At 55.0% G+C, this 19477-nt stretch carries 13 protein-coding genes; 1 reads left to right on the forward strand and 12 read right to left on the reverse strand.

The window, feature by feature from the left end:
• Positions 1 to 161: 161 nt before the first annotated feature.
• From ACFSKT_RS06710 to ACFSKT_RS06730, 5 genes are all read right to left on the reverse strand, one after another.
• Positions 162 to 1340: a trans-sulfuration enzyme family protein gene (locus tag ACFSKT_RS06710; protein WP_377721999.1), complete on the reverse strand. Its 1179-nt coding sequence runs from the start codon at positions 1338 to 1340 to the stop codon at positions 162 to 164.
• A 57-nt stretch (positions 1341 to 1397) separates the two neighbouring features.
• Positions 1398 to 2225 carry a carbohydrate ABC transporter permease gene (locus ACFSKT_RS06715; protein ID WP_377722000.1) on the reverse strand — a complete coding sequence of 276 codons (828 nt, stop codon included), beginning with the start codon at positions 2223 to 2225 and terminating at the stop codon, positions 1398 to 1400.
• Positions 2226 to 3107, reverse strand: coding sequence for a carbohydrate ABC transporter permease (locus ACFSKT_RS06720; RefSeq protein ID WP_377722001.1), 882 nt, complete (start codon positions 3105 to 3107; stop codon positions 2226 to 2228). It abuts the gene before it with no gap.
• 67 nt (positions 3108 to 3174) lie between these two features.
• On the reverse strand, positions 3175 to 4500 hold the full coding sequence (locus ACFSKT_RS06725; RefSeq protein ID WP_377722002.1) for an ABC transporter substrate-binding protein: 1326 nt from the start codon (positions 4498 to 4500) through the stop codon (positions 3175 to 3177).
• A 96-nt stretch (positions 4501 to 4596) separates the two neighbouring features.
• Entirely contained in the window at positions 4597 to 5277 is a 681-nt protein-coding gene (locus ACFSKT_RS06730) for a FadR/GntR family transcriptional regulator (protein ID WP_377722003.1), read from the reverse strand.
• A gap of 207 nt (positions 5278 to 5484) precedes the next feature.
• Here ACFSKT_RS06730 and ACFSKT_RS06735 point away from each other — a divergent pair, with 207 nt between their 5' ends.
• Positions 5485 to 8379, forward strand: a complete 2895-nt coding sequence (locus ACFSKT_RS06735; RefSeq protein WP_377722004.1) for a family 78 glycoside hydrolase catalytic domain — start codon at positions 5485 to 5487, stop codon at positions 8377 to 8379.
• Between the two features lie 52 nt (positions 8380 to 8431).
• On the opposite strand, the gene ACFSKT_RS06740 is transcribed toward ACFSKT_RS06735, so the two are convergent.
• The 7 genes from ACFSKT_RS06740 to ACFSKT_RS06770 all read right to left on the reverse strand — a co-directional run bounded on the left by ACFSKT_RS06740 (position 8432) and on the right by ACFSKT_RS06770 (position 19444).
• The gene (locus ACFSKT_RS06740) at positions 8432 to 10042 is read right to left on the reverse strand and encodes a hypothetical protein (RefSeq protein WP_377776311.1); all 1611 of its coding nucleotides are present in this window, start codon (positions 10040 to 10042) and stop codon (positions 8432 to 8434) included.
• On the reverse strand, positions 10026 to 10733 hold the full coding sequence (locus tag ACFSKT_RS06745) for an ABC transporter ATP-binding protein (RefSeq protein WP_377722850.1): 708 nt from the start codon (positions 10731 to 10733) through the stop codon (positions 10026 to 10028). The genes ACFSKT_RS06740 and ACFSKT_RS06745 overlap by 17 nt, the downstream gene beginning before the upstream one ends.
• A 134-nt stretch (positions 10734 to 10867) precedes the next feature.
• Positions 10868 to 11731 (reverse strand): MBL fold metallo-hydrolase, encoded by an 864-nt coding sequence (locus tag ACFSKT_RS06750; RefSeq protein WP_377722006.1) that lies wholly within the window; start codon positions 11729 to 11731, stop codon positions 10868 to 10870.
• Positions 11732 to 11940: 209 nt separating this feature from the next.
• Positions 11941 to 12453: a GNAT family N-acetyltransferase gene (locus tag ACFSKT_RS06755; RefSeq protein WP_377722007.1), complete on the reverse strand. Its 513-nt coding sequence runs from the start codon at positions 12451 to 12453 to the stop codon at positions 11941 to 11943.
• 16 nt (positions 12454 to 12469) lie between these two features.
• Positions 12470 to 13003, reverse strand: a complete 534-nt coding sequence (locus tag ACFSKT_RS06760) for a DUF1572 family protein (RefSeq protein ID WP_377722008.1) — start codon at positions 13001 to 13003, stop codon at positions 12470 to 12472.
• A gap of 160 nt (positions 13004 to 13163) precedes the next feature.
• Entirely contained in the window at positions 13164 to 15992 is a 2829-nt protein-coding gene (locus tag ACFSKT_RS06765) for a polysaccharide lyase family 8 super-sandwich domain-containing protein (protein WP_377722009.1), read from the reverse strand.
• A gap of 167 nt (positions 15993 to 16159) precedes the next feature.
• Complete coding sequence (locus ACFSKT_RS06770; protein ID WP_377722010.1) at positions 16160 to 19444, reverse strand: glycoside hydrolase family 9 protein; 3285 nt, start codon at positions 19442 to 19444, stop codon at positions 16160 to 16162.
• Positions 19445 to 19477 lie beyond the last annotated feature (33 nt).

The following is a 19477-nucleotide window of genomic DNA, read 5'->3' on the forward strand; positions in this document are numbered from 1 at the left end:
TTCTCTTTTTTTAGCTGTCGTGTCCAGCGCAATCGAAGCATGGTAACGCGTCAAAGTCGCTTTCTTCGTGAGCCGACCGACGGGAATCATGGCTGTCAATACGAACAAACCGATCGCTGCGAAAGACAGAAATCGGATTGTTCCGTGCCGATTCGTTACGGCTAGCTCATTTGCCCAATCTCGCGAAATGCCTGCTCGATATCCCCGATTAGCGTCTGCGGATCCTCCAGGCCGATGTACAAACGGGCTACCGAAGGGTTGTTCCCCGTCAAATTACGGCTCGCCGGCGTTTGGCCAACCGTCACCAGACTCTCGAAGCCGCCCCAACTGACGCCAATCCGGAAGTAACGCAAAGCATCCGCCCATTTCTTCAATAACGCTGCGGGCACCTGCGTCTCGAAGGAGAAGAGGCTGCCGTATCCGTCCAATTGCTTGCGGGCCAGCATGTGCTGCGGATGGGAAGGCAGGCCAGGATGATTCACCCGGTTCACAAGCGGATGGTTCTCGAGGTATTCCGCGACGATTAACCCGTTCCGCTGATGTCTCTCCATCCGAAGCGGCAGCGTTCGCAGCCCCCTTATCATAAGGGAGGCGGTATGAGGAGTCATTACGCCTCCAAACAGCATATACCCTTTATTGGCAATGTCGTCGATCAGGTCCGCGCGTCCTGCTACGACGCCGCCCAAGCAATCGCTATGTCCGGAGAAATACTTCGTCATCGAGTGTAGGACGAGATCGATTCCCCACGTTAGCGGACGCTGGAAGCATGGCGTCGCCCAGCTGCCGTCAATCATCGTTAGCGCACCCGTCCGCTTCGCAAGCGCCGCAATCCCCTCCAAATCCTGCAGCTGGAACAGTCCCGATGTCGGGCTCTCCAGATAGATCAGACGCGTGTTCGGCTGCAAAGCGTCTTCGAAGTCGGATAACAGACATCCATCCACATAGGTGACTTCGACCCGGTACCGATCGGATAATTCGTCCAAAAATTGCTTTGTCGGGCCATAGGCTTGATCGACGCAGATGACATGATCGCCCGAACGCAATAGCGCGTGCAGCGTGCCGGCGATGGCAGCCATCCCCGATGCGAAGCAGCGCGCCCGCTCCGCCGATTCCAATGCAGCGATTTTGCTCTCCAAATATTGCACCGTCGGGTTGTTGCCCCGGGAATAGACGGTGGCAGCGAGCACGTCCTGCATGGCTTGATCGAATGATTCGTGGTCTTCGAACGCGAAGAGGCTATTTTGATAGATCGGGATGGTCACCGCGCCGTAGTGCTTCGTATCCACCTGATCATGCGCCACGATGGTGTGCAGCCCTTCATCCATTTGTTTTCTCTCCATATACATCCATTCCTTTGTTGGTGTCATTCCTTTGTTTGCATCCGTGCCAATCCACCGCTAGCCTTTCTCGGCGCCTTGTGTCAGCCCTTCTACGATATACCGCTGAGCGAACGCGAACAGAACGACGGTCGGAATGACCGATAATACGGTGCCGGCGGACATCGAGCCCCAATCCACGTCGAACTTCATGACGAATGCGTTCATCGCCACGGGCAGCGTCTTCAAGCTTTCGTCGTCAATAAACATGACCGCCATGAACAGCTCGTTCCAATTTTGTACGAATGCAAAGATGAAAGTCGATGCGATCCCCGGCAGCATCACCGGAATGATGACCCGGATGAGGGCCGTCAAACGGGAGCAGCCGTCGATCATCGCCGATTCCTCCAGACTGCTCGGGATACGCTGGAAGAACCCGCGCAGCATGATGGTGGAGAAAGGAATGAGCATGACCGTATAAGCAAGAACCAAGGACAGCCGGTTGTTGATTAGGTTCAAGTCCGACATCAGCAGGTAGAGCGGCGCCAGCGAAATAAAGCCGGGCAGCATTTGCGTCGAGAAAAAAGCCATCATAATTTGCTTATGCCCCCGGAACTGGAACCGGGCCATCACATAGCCGCTTAAGATCGCGATACAGATGACGATGAGCGCCGCGATCACGGAAATAAGCAAACTGTTGCCGATATAGACATGGAATTTCGATACTTTGAAAATGTTGGCGTAGTTCTCGAACGTCAGCCTCTCCGGCCAATATCGAATGGGCAGCGAGAAAATCTCTTTCCGAGGCTTCAGCGAAGTGATCACGATCCAATACAGCGGGAAAGCCATGATCAGGAAATAGATGGCGAGATAAAGCGTCTTCAGACTCATCAACAAACGCGGCTTCATCTAGAAATCACCTGCTTTTTCCGACTTGGTCGCCAGCAAATAAAACACGGTATACAGCATGAGTATGAGGATCATGATGACGCCAATCGCCGAGGCCATCCCGTAATCTCCGCCATAGATAATCTTCTCCAGCATGAGCGAGGAGAGAATATGGGTCGTTCCGGCAGGACCGCCATTCGTAAGGCCATAGATGATGGAGGGATCGTTGAAGATCCAGATGGCCCGGAGCAGCGTCGTGGCGATCACCGTCGGCAGAATATACGGAAACGTGACGTTAAAAAACTTGCGCAGCCCGCCGGCTCCATCCATGTCCGCCGCCTCGTACAGATCGGCAGGCACCGATTGCAGCGCGGCAAGCAGCATGATCGCGAAAAACGCGACACCGTACCAGACGTTCGCCACGATGACCGACGTCATAGCCCACTTCGGGTCAGAAAGAAAGCCGATGCGCGTCTCGATCAACCCCGTCCGCATGAGCAGGTCATTGATGACGCCAATCTGCGAGTTGAACATCCACTTCCAGATCAAGCCGATCAGAAAACCGGACAAGGCCCAGGAATAGAAGACGAAGCCTTGATAGATGCCTCTTCCTCTGAAGGGCTTTCGCAGCACAAGGGCAAGCGACAAGCCAATCAGAAATTGCAAACCAAGCGAAACAAACACCCAATACGCGCTGTTCTCGAGCGCCGCAAGGAACTTCGCGTCCCGAAACGCGGTTTCGAAGTTTTGCAGTCCGATAAACTGAACGTTCGTCAAATCAAACAGCACGTAATTTTGAAACGCCATCACGACCCCTTGCAGGAACGGATAGAACGTAAAGGCCAGCAACAACGCCAATGTCGGAAGCAGGCTGAGTAATATGTACTTTCGCTGCTTGCTCACACCATCTCACCTTCCCCGCTCGTAAAATGCGGTGGACGGATCGCATGCCGCCCACCGCTGATATCGGTTATTTGTTCAATTGTGCTTTCGCCTGCAGCCAATAATTGTCCCATTCCTTCAGCGTATCTTCTACGCTCGTCTGGCCCAGCAGCATCCGCTGTCCCGTTTCCATGGCGACTGTGCCCCATTGTCCGTTGGCCGGATATTGGAAAGGCGGCTTGAAGTTCACGAACGTATCCGGCTGATTCGTCATATCCAGCAGCGTCTTGTAGGGTCCGTCTTGGAAAAAAGCGTCCTCCGTGGCGGAAGAATGAATCGGCACCGTACCGTGGCTCTTCGACAGCTTCGTGTTCTCTTCCGGCGAAGACAGGAAGCTGATCAGCTTCCAGGCGGCTTCCTTGTTTTTGGAATAAGAGGGAATGCCCCAACCCGCTCCGCCGGCGGAGATGAGCGCTTTGCCCTGCGGTCCCTTCGGCATCGGCGCGGTGGCCCATGTGCCTTCCTCCATGCTGTCGGTCAACGACTGAATGACATCGGGATCTTGGAGGAGGAATGCGGTGACGCCGGACGTGAACGCTTGAACTTGTTCCTGGAAGCCCCAGTTAATGGAGTCTGGCGGAGAGCCTTCCTTATACAGCTTGACATACTGCGCTACCGCTTCCTTCGCTTCCGGAGACGAGTAGATGGTGCCGCCATCCTTCAGGAACATCGCGTCATCGATGTTAATCTTCTCCGAGCTGTAAGCCTGGATCATCGTATCTGGAACGGCGTTGGCGCCGGAGCCTCCGCGAAACGAGAACCCGAAGCGGTTTTTGGAAGGATCGGTCAGCTTCACGGAAGCCTCCACCAACTCCTGGTAGGTGGCCGGAACGGCGATGTCCGCTTCCTTGAGCCAGTCTGCGCGATAAAACAGCTGCCGCTGATACAGACCGTTGGCGATGAAGTACAGCTTGTCGCCGACGGTAGCGACGGATTGGGCGACGGAGGTGACGGTGCCAAAGTCATCCCAGCTTTTCGTGTATTCGTTGAGCGGTTCCACGTAGCCATTGTTTACGAATTCCGCCACGTTCAGATCGCGAACCTCAAGCACGTCGAGCTCTTGTTTCGCATTCAGCATCGTTCTGATTTTATTGTCCGCCTGATCGAACGGCGGCGAAATCAGCTCCACTTTGATGTTCGGATTCTGATCCATAAAGGCGTTAATGCTTTCTTGAATGATGGCCGTGCGATTAGGGCTCGTTAAGCTTTCGATCATGCGCAGCGTGACGACTTTACCCTCTCCCCCATTTTCATTCTCGGATGCGGGTGAGCTGCAGGCCGTCACGGTCAAACTGAGTGTCAAACCAATCATAGGTACGGATAACAGTGATTTCTTCCAAGACTTTGGTCGCATTGGAATCCCCCTAAAAATGAGTATCATACTGTATACCTGTCTGATAGGTTTAATATAAGTGAGCCGTTTACATGTTGTCAATGTTTAAATTTTCTGTCAATAGTCTCGTATCGTTGCTTCAATAATGTCCATCATTTTGTTAAATTCATTTAGCGCGTGCTGCCAATCGTGATTGGCAATTCCCTCGAACAACGTGTGATGGAAGGGGTACGTATTATCGAACAGCTCCTTCACCCCGAACGGGCCGGAAAAGAACTTCTTGATCAACTCCGATATCGAATCGTACACGCTGTGAAGCAGCGGATTGCCTGCGGCATCGTAAATATGCTGATGAAAGACGTAGTCGATTGCCGACGTATCTAGACCTTTTTGCTTTCGGTCGTCATATTCTGCCAGGCATGCTTTCATCTCCTCGATCTTGCCTGCCGTGATCCGCTTCGCGGCCAGCTCGACAGCCTTCCCCTCCAGCGCTCTTCGCACATCCAAAATATCGAGCAAAAACGATTTTTCGTTGTCTATTTTTACTTTTCCGCTGTATCGGTAAGAGCCGGCGTCGCTTACAAAAATGCCCTTGCCGTTAATGACCTTCACGATTTCCGTCGCTTCCAAATATCGCAGCGCTTCGCGCAAAGAGGACCGGCCTACCCCGAACATGCGTACGAGCTCGTCGACGGACGGAAGCTTGTCTCCTTCCGCCAGCCCTTTGTCGGCAATATAGCGGATAATTTCTTCCGACACGAGTTCGTGCATATGCTGTTTTTTAATTTTGCGCATCATCATTCAACCATCCTTTTTACCTATCAGATAGGTGAATGTTATTGAAATCTCCGTGAAATGTCAACTTGTGAGACGCGTCGAGAACAAGCATCCGAACAATACCCGTAAGATGTCCGGATCGACCCTATGTCTTGTCTGGATCCTCCCCTTTCATTTCGCAAGAATAGGATTATGATGGGGACAAAATGGATCGATAAGGGGATGACGATGATGGACATGTCAATTCAGCCCGATTGGGAAGCATCCTGGATTTGGGGTTCAGGCGCCGAAAGTCCGAGGAACGAGTGGCGCTGCTTCAGGCGCCGCTTCGTCGCGCCTTCCAACGCGGAGCAAGCCGTCGTCCGCCTTACGGCGGATTCCCGCTACGTACTGTTCGTGAATGGCGTGCGGGTGGGCCGAGGGCCGGTGCGATCTTGGCCGTTCGAGCTTGCGTACGACGAATACGAGATCGGGTATCTGTTGCTGCCGGACGCCGAGAATGTCATCGCCGTGCTGGTCCTTCATTACGGCGTCTCCACGTTTCAATATTTGCGGGGCAGAGGCGGACTTCTCCTCCAGCTCGACATGCCGGGCCTCTCCGGTCCGCTGCTCGCAACGGACGATTCCTGGCGAACCGCCGTCCACCGCGGACACGACCCCCGCACGTCGCGCATCTCCTGCCAGCTCGGGTTTACGGAATCGGTCGACGCGCGCGCATGGGATTCCGGGTGGATCGGGCCCGAGTATGACGACTCTAGCTGGGAGGCCGCAGCCGTCATCGGGGTCGTCGGCATGAAGCCGTGGACGCGACTTGTCGAGCGCGGCATCCCCCATTTAACGGAACAACCTGTCTATCCGGCGCGTGTGGAGCAGCTTGCGGCCGTACAGCCAATCCCTTGGAACGCGGTGATCGACCTTCGCAATCTGTTTGTCCCCGAGAGCGCCGATCACGCGAACAATGTCGAGTTCTGCGGGTATTTGGCCACCGTGGTGCGCTTGGAGGAAGCGGCTGCTTTCACGATCGGTATTGTGGACGACGGGCGAATCCCTTGCCGGGTAAGTATAGAAGGCCGGTGGCTCGAAGGCGGCGATTATGACGAGATCGAGAGCGGACGGTACGCCACCGTCGAGCTGCAAGCAGGCGAACATCTGCTGCTGCTCGACGTCACCGGGCGAAGCCATGGACACGGCTTCCATCTCGGCTTCGACTGCGCCGCCTCGTTCGACGTCTATTCGCCCGTGCCCGGCCTGGCCGGTTCGGTTCCGTTCTGCGCGGCGGGTCCGTTCGACCATGTCGAGATCATCGACCATCGGCCAGTCCGCTCGTTGGACCGCAGCCATCCCGACTATATGCGCATGCAGGGCGTGTCTTCCGTGGAGGAGCTTATGCATTTCGCGGCCTGGATTCGCGCGGTTGATCCGCAGCTGGTCCATCAAGACGGCGTATTCGCGCTGTCCGTCTGGAAGAAGGTCGCGACCCGGCACGCCGTTCCGTCCGCCATGCAGCACGCCGTAATAGCCGGCGCCGATCCGGCGGTCATTCCCGTCTATGCCGGAAGGGATACCGAGCTGGTCATCGATTTCGGACGCGAACTGTCCGGTTATATCGCCTTCGACCTCGATGCCGCGGACGGAACGATCGTCGACGGGTACGGGCTGGAATATATGAAGAACGGCTGGATGCAGCATACGTATCAGCTGGACAACACCTTCCGCTACGTCTGCCGCGAGGGCAGGCAGTCCTATGAATCCTACGTCCGCCGGGGACTCCGGTATTTGGTGCTGACGATACGTAGCGCGGCGCGGCCCGTAAAGCTGTACGAATTGAAGCTGCTGCAAAGCCAGTATCCGGTTGCCGATACGGGGCGATTCCGGAGCAGCGATCCGCTATTGGGCGACATCTGGAAAATCAGCCGGGATACGACGCGGCTCTGCATGGAGGATACGTTCGTCGATTGCCCCGCCTACGAGCAGGCGTACTGGGTCGGCGACGCGCGCAATGAAGCGCTCGTCAATTATTATGCCTTCGGCGCGCGCGAAATTGTGGAGCGGTGTCTGAAGCTGGTGCCGGGCTCATCCTTCCAGACCCCGCTGTACGCGGATCAAGTGCCCAGCGGCTGGAGCAGCGTCATCCCGAACTGGACCTTCTTCTGGATCGGCGCTTGTCTCGAATATTACCGTTATGACGGCAGTGCCGCCTTCGTCGCCGATATTTGGCCGCACGTGAAGCTTACGCTCGACAAGTACTTGTCGTTACGGAACGACAAAGGCTTGTTCGAGCATGAAGGCTGGAACCTGCTGGACTGGGCTCCCTTCGAACAGCCGGGTTTGGGAATCGTGACGCCGCAGAACATGTTCCTCGTCAAGGCGCTGCGGGATGCGGCCGAGCTCGGCGCGATCGCCGGATTTGGGGCGGAAGCGGATCGGTTCCTCCGGGAAGCGGGCCAACTGCGTCAGGCGATCGATGACCACCTGTGGGATTCGGCGCGGGCGGCTTACGTCGACTGCCTTCACGCCGACGGCCGGTTATCGGGCACGATCAGCATGCAGACGCAGATCGTCGCTTGCCTTTGCGGCATCGCGGACGGCGAACGGAAGCGGCTGGTCGAACGTTACATCGCGAGCCCGCCTCCCGCCTTCGTCCAGGTCGGCAGTCCGTTCATGTCCTTCTTCTATTACGAGGCGCTGGCCGCGATCGGGCGGTTCGATCTGATGCTTGCCGACATGCGGCGCAATTACGGGTTCATGATCGCCAATGGCGCGACCGCTTGCTGGGAGATGTACCCTTGGAGCGGCTTCAGCGATGATTCGCGCATTTTGACGCGCAGCCATTGCCATGCGTGGTCCGCCGGCCCCGTCTATTTCCTCGGCGCTCATATCCTTGGCGTCCAGGGACTGACGCCCGGCTGGACCAAGGTGCGCATTGCGCCGCAGCCATGCGGCTTGGACTGGGCGGAAGGGTCCGTGCCGCTGCCGCATGAAGGCCGGATCGACGTCGCATGGCGCGTGACGGGCGAAGGCAAGCTCAAGCTGCGCGTCGAAGCGCCCGCGCATGTGGAGCTGGAGACCGCGGCGCCGGACGGGTACGAAATGAAGGTCGAGCGGGTTACGATCGGCGAATGAAAGAAAGCCCCGCTGCTATGCAGCGGGGCTTTCTTCGCGGTCGCAGCCGACGTCATTTGACGCGGAACGTGCGGGGGCCGATTTTTCGGACGAGGATCAGGGCGACGACGAGATAGGCGGCGGCCGCGATAGCAGCCGTCAGCGTGAACGCTCCCGCAGGAGGACGCGTGACGATCGCGGCGCCGAGCATGCCCGAAACGGCTGCGCTGAGGATCAAATAGAACGGATTCTTCATGTTTAATTCCGTCGAGAACGGCTGGAAGATATAGTACATGAACAGATGATGCACCGAGAAGAATACCGTCAGCGAGAGGATGCTTCCCCACAGCAGGAGCATATCCGCCCAAGTGAAGGATGCGCCGTAAACCCCAAAAATCAAGGTGAGCGCAGCTCCTAGCGCCGCGGATATCCATAGATTGAGAGCCGTAAGCCGAACCAGTCGAATGCGAAAATGCAAGCTGGCCTCTCTTCGATAGAAGCTGTAGCGCAGCAGACTAAGATCGCAATGATAGAACATCGCCTTGCACAGCCGCTCGCCAAGGAGAAGAAGATTCATGGCCAAGGCGAGAAGCGGAATAATCGTGCCAAGCTCGGCCGCCGGGAGATGGAGCTGCTCTCCGAACAGCGCCAGCACGACGGCAGCGACCGCTCCGATGCCGCCGATCCATGCAGTCCGCATATAGACAGGCTTGCGGATCAAGCTGCGATGCCGCTCGAAGAAGATATGGTTGAGATCATGATAGCCTTCTCTGCGCCTTGGTTGATCTGACCGGTGTTCGACTGTCAGCGAGTAGTCGCCGTCTGCGGTCTGGACGCTGGTCTTCTGGGCTTCGCTCATCATGCGCCCGATATCGAGCAGCGGATCGTCTCTCTTGGCCGCGGCGTCTACGGCGCTGCGGTAATCCCGGTAACGGGCAAGCGCAGCCGCACTTAAGAGGCCGAGTATCACGATGGCAAGAACGACGGGAAGCTGAAGCAGCAGCGGTCCGACGACTGGCGCCTCGTTGAGGAATAGCGGTAAATAAGCGGCCAGATAGCCAAGAATGATGACGATCCAGACGAGTCCGTTACGGCGGATTAGCACGAGTCCGGTGCGGTCGAACAGCTTCAGATGCCCGTATTCGGCCAAAATTCTCCATAACGTCAGCGAAAGCGTCAGCAGAATCGATTCGAGGTAAGAGGCCCCTAGCCGCGGCCCGAAAGTCAGCATCGCAGGCAGCGCATAGATAAAGAATGTCGCGTAATGGTAGGCAAGCAGGCTGCGCATGTAATTCGCGGCCGGCATGCGCATGAGCTTCACCGCGATATATTTGTCGCGCTTGGGCTCCAGGACTTTGGCGCTGGATACGCCCGCCACGATGAAGCTGATCATCCAGAAGCTATGTAGAAACATCCCGTACTGTTCCGCTGTAGTAAGATGTCCGCCGAATGCAATCACCGGCCAATACAACAGCAGGCCCATATAGGCAAATCTCGTCGAGAAGCCCCAAAGGATACGGAGGATGAACATAGCGATAGCCGCCGCGCGCTTGACCCTTAGGCTGGCGTAAGCGGTGTCTCGAATTCGGCTCCCGACCACAGGCAGCTTTTGCGCGTAATAGATGAGCCGGTTCGCTCCGGATGACGTGCGAATGGCCCGGATCGTATTAATGGTTTGGAACATGATTATCATCCTTCAGCAGCTCGACAATGCTTTGTTCGAACGCGGGACTGCCCAGCAGCTCGGCCGGAACATCCGATAATTGGCCGTTGTTCAACACGACCAGCCGGTCGCACAGGTCGGAGGCCAGCTGCAGGATGTGGGTAGAGAAGATCAGGATATGATCCTGCTTCATCTCCCGCAGCAATTGCTTCATCTCCAGGGCCACGATGACATCGAACGACGTCAGCGGTTCATCGAGCAAAATAACGGGCGGCTTCGTAATGAAGAACAGCAGCATCTGCACTTTGTTCTTCATGCCGTGCGAATAGCTCTTGATTAACCGGTGCCTGTCATCCTTAGTCATACGCATGAGGTCGAAGTACTCGTCGATGCTCGGGCCGTCTGTCAGCTTATTCCGGTTAATGTCCATGAAGAAGCGGATAAACTCATAACCGGTTAAAAATTCAGGCAATATCGGAAGAGAGTGAACGTAGCCGACATCGTCCTCACGAAGTGAGCGCCGGGTTCCGTTCTCCTCCAGGAAAGCTCCGCCGTCATCCATCCTCATCTCGCCGCTCAAGCAATTGAATAACGTCGTTTTGCCTGCCCCGTTACGTCCCAGCAGACCGTAAATATTGCCTTTGTCAAAGGTGAATGCCGCACCGTCGAGCACCTTTTTGTCATCGAACTTCTTCGCCATGTGGTCGATCACCAACCGCAACGTTCATCCCTCCATTCTTTCGAATCCTGATGATTTACGAGACCGGGAGCCTGAAGTTGCGTTCATAACGAGTATGGACGCAGCTTGCTTCATCGAACTGGTGATACGGGTCGGATGGTCGTCCATTATTTTCGAGACTGACGCTGCTCTCCCAGCAAAAACTGATGGATGGCCGCTCGATCTCCATCGACCAGCTCCCTATCCATCCGCAGGGCCCATTCGCGTTCAATTCGCGGCTGATCGGAGCCATACGCCATGACGAGTTCGGCCAGCACGCCATATTCGTTGATCTCCGGCCAAAACTCTTCCGCCCTCACAGGTCGATGATGGGACTCGATGTACCATGCCGCTGGATATGTTCGGATGATCTCGACGATGCGCAGGAAATCCCGGGCTGCATAATAACGAGGTCCATCGTAGATCGCCGGTCCGAGCACATCTCCGAGAAACAGCACCTGTTCCTCGGGGATATACATGATGCAAGAGTCTTCGGCATGCACGCCGCCAACATGCTGGATATGACAGGATACGGCGCCGAGATGGAGCGTTAAGGCATCGGTAAACGTAACGTCGGGAAGCGCAATACGGATATCCCGCTCCATACCCTCGTATTCCTTTTTGATATAGTCCGCGCAGAACGCGATCTCTTGCCCTTCCTTGACGCGTTCATCCAACGCCTGGTCCGACCAGTCTAAGCCAACCAATTGTTGGAGCGCTTGGCGCGTCATTGCTGTTGCGACGAGCGGCGACGATGCATCATAAGCCGCCCCAAAGCTGTGATCCCAGTGCCAGTGCGTCAGCGCAGTCATGGATGGCCGATAGCCATGTTCCTTCCTCACCGCTTCGCGGAACGCCGTTGCATGACGAAGCGAATTGCCCGCATCCACAAAAAGAATCCGATCTTCGCCCAAAATTGCGCCCAGAATTGGACGGTCGACGGAACCGTCCGCGGACATATAGACGAACCGCTCGGTTAGTTCGTGAATCATTTCCATTTCCCCCTAAACCTCGAACAAACATTGGCACCATTTTCCCACATATGCTGAAAATCAACAATATCCACGCAAATAACTCCAACGCTGCACCCTGCCACAGGTTACCAGGGTCGCGGCAATGAACGAATGCTGAGGCAAGTCAAACGTACAACAAAAAAGCAATTCGACTTTGTCAAACCCAAAGTCAAATTGCTTATTCAAGGCTAGCGCCTATTAGCCAACCATTCGGTCTCCAGCATGCTCATTTCCCACAGATTCCAGAATTCCTGATCCACTTTCCGCGCTTCGCGAAGCAATCCTTCTTTTACAAACCCTGCCTTCTCGTAGCATGCAATTGCAGGAAGGTTAAAATCAAATACACCTAGGCTGACTCTGTGTAATTTGAACTGTTCGAACGCGATATGAAGAATCTTTTGGATCATCATGTGCCCGATGCCTTGACCTTGCCATTGTCGTTGCCCGACTAGCACTTTGCCGATTCTTCCCGATTGGTTGATGCGATCAATCGTCAAGTTGATATGACCGATAACCTCATCGTGTTCTTCATGTACCACTCTATAAATGAGCGAGTCACTGTGGAGATAGCGTTCTAATTGTGCTTCCGTTAAAGGATAGCTGAACGTTCTCCCGCCCCATTGCATCATAAATGCCGCGGAATCAATCCAGTCGATTAGCTGCTGAAAGTCGGTACGATCGAACGGTTCGAGTCGGATCACAACACGCTCACCTCCCTTAATGGTATTGACCCGTTACATGTTCATTCTGATCTCGCAGCAGCTTGGCAAGCACGACGATCTGACCCGCATGATACCCATAGTGCGCCGATACCTGGATAAGGAGACGATCGATAGATCTTGTATCAAAGGTCTCGCCGGCGTTGGCCTGGATGCGGTGCATGCGGTTCCAGTCCTCATGGTCATACCGAATGATAACCTCTCGAGACAAATCATCGTTAGATAACGCGGATAAAACGTGTTGCGATTCCGATCGGGTCGCACGAAGAAGATGAACCAACTCTTCTTTGGATAGTCCCCCGTCCGTCGTAAATTCGCGCGTACGCTCACGGATGAACGGCCGGCTGCCGATTGCACTCCCGAAATTCTGATATTCGTTCCCTGCCAAATGCAAACAGAGATTGCCGATGCTGTTCATGGAATCCTTCGTTCTTCTCCAAATGTCTTCCTCGTTCAACGGAGCCAAGCTCTTCTCGATTCGGTCAAGCTGTTTGTTCATATCCTCCATGACGTGCTTGATCAGTTCAATCACGAGATCCCCTCCCGACCTTCAGGTCATCTACAGATTTATCATACAGGTCAGCGGATAGAACAGATGCAAGTGTATAGAACAGATTATTGGCGCTAAAAAAAGGCCAGCCAGAAAGCTCTGGCTGACCGAACGGAAAGAGAGGCACTAAAGTTAGTTAAAGCTAGAATGGCGCCGTTTCGGCTCCTGATGCGTTCGCACTCGTCAGGCGCAAATAGTCAAGCATCATTTTGTAGCCCGATGAACTGGCATGCTTACCAACGGTCTTCAATCGGAACAAATAGCTTCCCGGCGCGGTGAAGTGATACGTCCCCATGTTCACGTCCTTATAGAGCTCCGAGGTGTTCCAGTACATATCCTGCGCGGTTCCGACATCCGTCCCGTTCACGGACAATTGATATACGCCGCCGTTCGTCGCCTTCATCACTCTGGCGTTCACAGCGTACAAGCCCGGCTGCGTAACGTCCAGACTGAACTCCGTATAATCGTCCGCCGCATTGTGGTTGAACCCCAGCTTCTTGCCCCCGCTGGCATTCGCGTCATTACTTACGGTAAGCGAATCTGTTAGGGCGTTGACCGGCAAGCCTTCCGCTTCATAGAGATCGGGCAGCGGAATCGGGGACGGGTTATTGGCCGGCGTACCTGCCAAATTGAACTTGATCTTGTAGGATTTCCCGATCGACTTGTTCACGTTTACTTTGAACTTCATGGTCGGATTGTACTGGATGACGGTGACTTCGCTATCCTTCGCAATCAGACCGGTTGCGCTTTTGTTAATCTCGATATAGATGGTCCCCACATTGCGCTGGGTTGGGTCCGATACCGATATTTCGAAATCAGCGGCCGTCTCCCTGGTCATGACCGATGCTTTCTTATCCGAGGTGACAAGGCCCACCGTGGTCGGCGCGTCGTTCCAGAAGTTAATCCCGGTCATATTCAGCTGGTTCTCCCGAACGGCCTGGGCAGACGCGGAATTCTCCAGAATGCTGATGTTCGGCGATGCGGCATAGCTGCCCACCGCGGCGCTGGTCTTGTCGGGAAGCAGGACATAGGCATACGTTCCATTCGTCGGATTGATGCCATGATCCATCCAGAGCGTCAAATAGTTACGGGTATGCAGCGTCGCGTTCTTCCAGGCCGCCGACGAATTGATCGCGCTCCAGTTCCCCGTACGGGCTTCACGCAAGCCCTTGATCGCAGCTCCGCCGGGGAAGTAATAGCCGATATCCGAGCCAGGCACGCTGCCCGACAGATGCACGTAGCTTGTGCCGGTCATCGTTTCCGACCATCCGAGAGCCGTAGATTTCGCGGTCCCGTTGACGGTGAGCGCCTGATTGCCGCTGCCGGCAAGCTTGCGATTCTCGACGACCGTCTCGGCTGCGACCCCGTCCGTGCTCGTAATTCCCGCTCCTAGCGCGACGATCTCATCGTCGAACATGAACCAGGATTTCTTGGCGGTCAGGCTCTTGCCTACGGTATGCAGCTCCATGCCGGTTACCCCGTATTGCCCGAGGATGTCCGTGCCGCCCGCCCAGCTTTGGTCACTGCGGCTGTTGCCCGCTTGCGTCGTGTTTGACAGCACCGTCGTCCCCGGCAGCCGGTAGCTGTCCACGGTGGCCCAGTAATTGTCGTTAAACTGGCTCAGATCGTTATTGTACAGATAGGTCATGCCGTCGCCGGTATGCCAGCCCTTGTTGTTCTCGGCATTGATCGACTCAAAATTGCCGATACGGCTGGAGAACATGCTGATTCCGAAGCCGTAGCCGGGCCTTAGCTGCAGCGCGCGGTCCATGCCGGCAAATTGTTTATATTTCACCAGTTCCGCGCGGGGAGGCAGGCTGGAATTCGCAAGAATCTCCTTGGCGGCTATGATCATTTCGACCGGAACGGCTCGAAGGAACGTAAGATCCGCATCCTGCTGCAGCCAATATTTGACCATACGCTTGAATGCGGTGCTATCGCCGGATGCGGCAATCTGCGACAAGCGGATGATCGAGGCCATGACGGGTACAGCCGCTTGATCATCCTGCAAGCCATGTCTGGAGATCTCCCTGCCGCGAACCATGTCCATCAGATTCCCTCTGTAGATCAAAGGCTCGTAGGAATCATAGATCCACTGGTATACCGCATTTCTGTTGGGATCCGTTATTTGCCAAGTAGAGCCGTTCAATATATACATGAGATCGGCAATACCGGCGAGCAGCTCGGAACCGTAGCCGCCATTGTAGGCATAGTAGTTATGCTGGACGAATGATCCGTCGTTGTAGAATCCATCGCCCTTGGTGACATACGGCAGCAGCGCGCTGACCCCATCCCGGCCCGCGGCGATTCTGGCCGAATCCTTATTCAGGATGCCGGAGATCGCGATCACCTGACTTTCCCAAAGCCGGTTAGCCCCCGTCATGGTCACGCTTGGCTGGGTATAGTAAATCGCCGCCATGTAGTTTGCAATCTGCGTGGGGGTTAAGTCCGCAAACATTAAGGTCACGATATCGTTCAACGCCATCGGTCCGCCGATTTGCCAGTGCCACCAATTCTGGTATTGGGTGCAGCCGCTGTAGAATTGATTCGCATTCATCCAATCCAGGCCGCTGATGATATCCGCCTTCAGCGCGGCATTGCCCTTCAGGCTTGAGCCGTATGTCGTGTAAGCTAGCGCCATATCATACAGGTGTCGGTAAGTCGTGGTAATGGAGGTCGAATCCGAGCCGAAGGGAGCATCGTTCCAAAGCCGATTTCGGGTTGGATCCTTCAGCATGGCGTTCCAGTACCCCTGCGCCGTCACCGTAATAGCATCGACGCGCGCGGCAATATCCGGGTCGGATAAAGGATAGGTTGTTCCGCCGTTCAGCATGACCTTGTACTTCTCCCGCAGCGTGTCGAACTCGTCCGCCGCCTGAGCCTTCGGTACCGGCAGGGCAAATAGGGAAACGCTTGCCAGGATGACTGCGAGCCATACGCTTGTGAATCGTTGTAACGATCTGTTTACCAATCCGTCAACCTCCTCCTATGATGCCAAACGACTTGTTAAGCGCTTTCATTTTGTATTGTAAAGTAATCCTGCCTCTTGCATAATGCCAATAAATATATAAATGGTACGAAATAATCAGATCGGAAGCCGATCGTTGTCTCCCTGGCGTACAAGGTGCAAGCTTGATGTTAAGGGGTCACGGAAACAAGCTGAATGTAATCAACGGGAAGCTTATACCCGAATGAACTTGCATGCTTGCCCGTCGCTTTAAATCGGAACAGCTGCGTTCCCGGACTGCTGATCGTCACATTCCCCAGCGCGTAGTCCGCGTATTTGCCCGATGTCTGGTAGGTGTCGAATGGAGCGCCTTGGTTGTTTCCGTTAATGAGCAGCTGATAGATCCCGTTATCGCTTAGTCGCACCGCTCGGACGGTTACTTGGTAGGTGCCGGCTTGAGGAACATTCACGGCATATTCGATATAAGCATTGGCCTGGCGGCCATTGAATAAGCGATACTTCCCTGCGCTGGCATCCGGATGGTCTTTGACCGCATGCGTATCGCTCGCCGTATGGACCGTCAAGGCTTCCGCCTCGAATTGACTCCGCATGACGGACGGCGCGGACTGTACGGCGGTGCTGATGACATTCGTCGTGGTATCCGTCGTTCTAAAATAATGCTTATGCGTCCCTACGGGCAAGGTCGTGGAATACGTGTAGACTTTGCCGTCCGTAAAATTGGCGTCGGCGGCATCCTGCTCCTTCATCGAGCGGATGACGCCATCAATGACAACCTGGACATCATACGGCGCGTTGTTATCCGCATCCGTGTAGGTCGCGTTGAAGGTGAATAATGTCGATTCATTGCCGCTGGCCGCGTTCACCCCTGTCGCGGAGAGCGTGGGCGCGCTGCCGCTTACCTTATTGACGGCCGTAATATCGTCAATCAGAATCTCCCCGTATTGTCCCGTCGTCGGATTGCTTAACCATACCTCAAGGAGGACCTTACTCTTATCCAGAGCCGGAAACAGATTCAGATCATATTGGTATGTCGTCCAATCGCCGGCAACGGCAACTTCCCCGCCGGTTAGATTGTAGGCTTTGGTGCCGTCATTTGCGGCGATGCGGATTTTGGTATTGGGATAGCCCGGATTTTTCATGGTGATGTTCAAATAGCGGTAGCCGCTCAAATTCGCATAGTATTTCCACGGCTGGAACTTGGCTTTGGATGTCGTCGAAGCCGGCGTTTGCGCAAATTGCCCGACTGTTCGTGCATCGACGGTTGTTCGCTTGTAGGCGGCCGCACCTCCGTTTTGGTTGTACCAATTCACCCAATCATACTTCTGACTGCCCCATACTCCATTCTGGTTAAAGTCGTCGTACGACAACGGGCGAGACGGATCCGGCAGCGCGGGCGCCACCGTGAAATGCGTATTGCTGTAGCTGGTGATCCCATTGCCGTCGGTCCCTTTGATCTGCACTCTTCGCTCCGAATACGGCGCAAGATCGGTTGTGCTTACGGATGCGGTATAAATGCCGTCCGATTGGCTCATCGCAATTTCGTTGTATCTCACATTGCTTAAATTGCTCTCAGGCTGCGCGAATACAGTCACGTCTCCCGTCACGAAATCCCCGATGATGGGCCAAGTGATCGGCAGCTTGGCGGGCTCGGCTCCGCCTGAGGAAGCATTCCCTCCGAGGGCAGCCAATCCCATGATGGTATAGAATAAGCCGGTCTGAATGCTGACGCTGTACTCGTTGTATCGCCATTGATGCGTGTCGTCCACCCAAAGGGGCTTATCCTCGTACCAAGGACTCGCGCTCAGCTTGTTATGCGGGTCCTTGATGTTCGGTCCGCTCACCATCGCCCCGGGCAGCACAATGCCTGTATTCGTCTGGCTGTAGGACTCTTCGTCCAGCCGCGTATGCAAGAAATCGGTGAAGTCCGATCCGACGCCGGATACCCAGCTTATATTCCACGGGTTATTGCCGACAATCCAGTACAACGCCTTGTTAACGGCGCGAAGCGCGACCGGATCCTTGAATAATTCATAGTAACGGAGCACATCGGCCATATAGGAGGCATGCGGTTCGTTCACGCCGAAGCTGCCGAACTGATTCAAGACGCCGTAAGGCGTTTCATCCATGAGCGTGATGAAATAATACGCTTGATGTTTGAGGATGCTTTGAATTTTCGTTTTGGTGGCGCTGTCCGCAGCCGGATAAAATTCAGCCAGCGTAATCGGATGCATATCCCAATAATTCGTGGACGAGGTGTAGGTTTCATTCAGGACGCTTATGCGCGCCTGAGCTTGATTCTTGTAAGCGACGTCGCCGGTCAACAGATACAGCTGCACTTCCGCCCATAACAGAGGATTGGCGATCCCGCCGTTGTTCAAGGTCCCATAGGAGCCATGGTTCCCGTTCTGATGGGCGAGGGTGTAATTGTAGAAGACGAGCGCCGCTGCCTCGAAATCGTCCGCAAGCCCCTGCAGCTGCGCGACTTTATCCGCCGCGACTTTGCCATTGGCGATGGCGGTGCGAATCGCGCGCGCCGTCGCCGCGAGCGAACCGGCCGATTTTCCGGAGCCCCCGACCGCTTCCACGGCTTCCAACGCGCGATCGTCGGAATTCCCCGGCATTTGATCCGTTACCTTGTGGGGCAGCACGAACCCTCCCTTCCTCAAAATATTATGGATGGCGCCATCAAGCTGGTCGGCGAATTTGACCAAGTATTGGCTGCCAAAGACAGCTTCGTCCACTAAATCGGGGATGCCGTTGTGATCTTGATCGAAGTTGACCGCGGCTGCCGAGGCATGACGCAAATAGGAGATGGCGATATTCCCCTGCACCCACTGGTTTCCGCCATACTTGCCGTAATCTCCCGCATCGAACCATCCGCCGGACAAGTCATAATGACGGGTGCGATCCGCGGAGAACGCATCGTCAAGAAAGGAATCCGGATGGAAGAGCTTGTTCGAAGGCGCGGCGCTGCTGTACCCGGGCGGATAAGCTGCGCGCGTATCCGTAGTTCGCTGCAGCCGGTAAAAAGCGGTCATTTCATCCTTATATTCGCTCCACATATTCACCTGGATCGGGAATCTGTACGACGAAACCCCATTGCTGCGAATCATGAAATCGGTTCCGGTCGCCGTGACGGACGAGAAATCGATGGCATACACTTGCTTGCCCCATACTTTGCCTTCATCTCTCATGGTTCCGGATGCGATAACCGTGGAGCCTTGCAGAATCTGGTAGCTGGTATCGCTCAGCTTATCCGTCGCCGTTACCGTGGCCGTCTTGAAATCGCCTGCGCTATAGCCCGCTTGGGACACATTCACGCTTTGAACCAGGCTTGCGTTCGCCTGCACTCGATCGACCATGTGCGTCATCGGTGCCGGAACAATCATCGACAGTACCAGACATGCCGATATCAGCCGCTTATTAAAGGTTGGAACACCCTGCATGATGACCATTGAAATCTCCTCCTTATTTTCAATGCGAAATGT

The sequence above is a fragment of the Paenibacillus xanthanilyticus genome, from assembly GCF_042682185.1.
Lineage (GTDB): Bacteria > Bacillota > Bacilli > Paenibacillales > Paenibacillaceae > Paenibacillus_Z > Paenibacillus_Z xanthanilyticus.